Genomic DNA, 3,101 nt, shown 5'->3' on the forward strand with positions numbered 1-3,101 from the left:
TTTTAGGTCTATTCTGTTCGTTTTTACACCGGTTTATATGGGACAGCCCTGGGGGTCCGGTGCCAACCCCTACTACACCATGGCCGATACTGTAGACCAGGGTTACAAGTGTACCTGCCCTTCGCGCAAGTTCCCCTGCAAGCATGTGTTGGCGCTCTTGTGGCAGTTTGCCGATGGCCCGGATGATTTTATCGAGAGCGAATCACCGGAATGGGTAGTGGAATGGCTCGGCCGTCGCCGCAAAAACACATCGACAGCTCAGGTCGAGACAAAAACGTCGACCGGCAAAAATATTCATCAAACTCGAGATGAGACTCTGGCGAGTACTGAAGAGCTGGTTAAGAAAGAAGCAGCTAAAGCCAAGCGGGCAGCTCAGACCCAGGCGAAAACCAACAAGAGTATCGGCGCCGGCTTGAGTGAGTTCCAGCAGTGGGTAGGCGATCAGCTGCGTACCGGCATGGTGGGTTTTCTTAAGGAGCTCAGACAGCGCTGTCGCTATATTTCAGCTCGCTTGGTTGATTCCAAAGCTACTGGACTCGCCTCCCGAATTGATGAGTTACCCGCAAAAGTCCTGGGCCTGCCACCCCAGCTGCAAGCGCAGGTGGTGTTTAAAGAGTTGGGGCAGTTGTTGTTGTTGGGTGATGCTTGGTTTGCCGACCAGCTTGATGTGGACGCTCGCAGAGTCATCGCGGTGGCCGAGAGTCGCGAGCAGGTTTTGGAGAACCCTGACAGCAGGAGGCAATCGGGTATTTGGCATCAGGTGGGAGAAAAAGTGAGTACCCGCCGCGATGGTTTGGTCAGCCATGCTTCCTGGCTGCTGAAGCTCGATAGTGATACCCCGATAGTCGCTCTATTACTGGACCACTATCCGGCATCTGCGGGTCGCCGCGAAGTGGGGGTTGGTATTGGAGCCAGTGTTGAGGGAGAGCTGGCTTTCTACCCCAGTCGCTCTCCGCTCAGGGCGTTCCCGGTTGAGCTTAAGGTGTTGCCGGCGGGGAGCTGTGATGTATGGCCCACCGGCGGGGAGAGTATTTTGTCCCGATACCAACAGCAGCTCTCGGTGTTACCCTGGCTTGAGCAAATACCACATGCGCTGAAAGGGGGGCGTATCCTGCGCTGTGCGAATGGTAGTTACTGGTGGCATTGTTCCTCCGGGCAACAGGCATTGCCGTTAAGTAATCATCAAGTGCCATCCTTGCTGATGGGCTCAAAACTACAGGCGGTATTTGTACTTTGGGATGGTAACAGCGCTGAATTGCACAGTGCGCGTACCGAGAAGTGGGGGACGATTGCATGTTGACGACTGAGCAAATTCGTGAAGAGCAAGCACTATTGGAACGTCTGCAGCAGCGTTGGATGGTGGGTAGTGACCTCCCTATAGAGCCTGAAGCTTTGCCCGCGTCCTGGCGGCCACTATTCGAGGGGTTGGCGGAGGAGCGATTGCCTGCCGTGGCAGTGGCGCTACTCAGCCAGCATCAATGTGTGCTGTACCAGCCGCAAGCGCCTGAAGAGCTGCGTGAATATCCAATGTTACCTGATTTGAATATGCCGCTTCTCCCGTATCATATGCGCGCACAATTCAGGCGAGTGAGCGCAAGTATTCAGGCGCGGGCTATGAAGCCCGCTGGATTGTTGTTACAGCTTCTTTTACAGAGAGGTTATATCGCTCACCCGGCAGATTGGTTACCTTCAAATAATGATGAAGGGTTGCCGGAAATTTATCTGCCCTGGTCCCAATGGGTGGCCAATGAGCAGGGCGAAACCGGTGATTTCGGAGCGCTGAGCATGGATAACTGGGATGATTGGTATCCTGCCAGTCGCCTGGCTATGCTCAAAGAGCTGCGCTTTCACAATCCCACCGCAGCGCTAAACCTGATCCAAGCCTGTGCCGGACGTGAACCGGCAGAGAAGCGTTTGAAAATTGTGCAGGTGCTTTCAATTCGTCTGACGGAAGCCGATGTAATTTATCTGCAATCCCTGACAAATGATCGCTCGCAAAAGATTGTACGGGTTGCCAGCCAGTATTTGGCCAGGTTAGGGCGGTCAGCTCTGCTTGAGAAAAATACAGAAACGGCAGCCGCTGCGCAGGAGTTGGCAGAGTTTTATGAATTGAAGACAGTGGGGATGGTCAAGAAGCAACTTCAGCTGTTGCCGCGTAAGTTAAAAAGTAAAAAGCAGCAGGCGGTTCGCTCAGAAATTTTACAAACAGTCCCACTGCAGAATTTTGCAGAAGCGCTCGAAATAACTGTAGAGGAGTTGGCTGTCGCCTGGCAATTCGAGAAGAACCGGGATTATGACAACCGCAGCCTGGTGGCTGGCGCTGTGAATACCTTGCCAGATTTAGCGATTGCTCGGTTAGTAGATAGTATTGAAACCTATCTCGCTCGTAACGAAGCCGGTATATCCTTGTTGCATACTTTAATACCGCGACTTAAGCAATCGTGCCGCGCTGAGTTAATGTTCGAATTGTTGCGTAACAAAAAGGCCAAACTGGATTTTCAGGACCTACTCAGTTTCTTGTCGGAGCCTCTGACTGAACTCTCTTGGGACGAGCTGAGAAAAACCTCACCATGGAAGTCCCTAATGAAAAGGGTGGCTGAAGAACTGGCGGAAAATGGTTATTTGCAAACTACTTATTTGCAGCGGGAATTATCCGCGTTGGGCCTGATGCTACCCAGGGAGACGGTGCGGCCGCTACTGGAAGCCCTGTTTGAGCAGGGTGTGTTGCGTGCAGACCCGGCGGTGGATTGCCTAAAGTTTAACGGCGACCTTGAAGGTGTAGCTTAGTCGTAGCTGCAATTTACCATAAAGATTGAATTTTTAAGTTAAAGACAGAGTGACTCCTAAGAAACTCCGAAAAAATGGGGGTTTGTCGGTAGATCTCATCAATAAGGATTTCCCAATGAGCGATGTAATTCGTCAACCGGTAGAAATAACGTACCAGGCTGAGCTTGAAGCACTAAGAGAGGATGACTCTGCTAAAAAACCGGAAAACTGGAGCCTATCTCCCCAGTCAGTCGTTAAATATCTGATGGGGGGGGGAACTGCAGGGCTGTCCCATATAAATCAGCTTAAATCGTGACTGTAATTATCTTGTCTAA

3 protein-coding genes are annotated in these 3,101 nt (G+C 51.8%); all 3 read left to right on the top strand.

Annotation, left to right across the window (positions count from 1 at the left end; translation table 11 throughout):
• The coding region (locus MO867_RS21250; protein WP_252472848.1) for an SWIM zinc finger family protein at window positions 1-1,300 on the top strand (1,300 nt) is incomplete at its 5' end.
• A complete protein-coding gene (locus MO867_RS21255; protein WP_252472851.1) occupies window positions 1,294-2,787 on the top strand; it encodes a DUF5691 domain-containing protein in 1,494 nt (497 codons plus the stop codon). The genes MO867_RS21250 and MO867_RS21255, both read left to right, overlap by 7 nt.
• 115 nt (window positions 2,788-2,902) lie before the next feature.
• On the top strand, window positions 2,903-3,082 hold the full coding sequence (locus tag MO867_RS21260) for a hypothetical protein (protein WP_252472854.1): 180 nt from the start codon (window positions 2,903-2,905) through the stop codon (window positions 3,080-3,082).
• Window positions 3,083-3,101: the final 19 nt, after the last annotated feature.

Origin of the sequence: Microbulbifer okhotskensis (assembly GCF_023895975.1) — a bacterium.
Lineage (GTDB): Bacteria > Pseudomonadota > Gammaproteobacteria > Pseudomonadales > Cellvibrionaceae > Microbulbifer > Microbulbifer okhotskensis.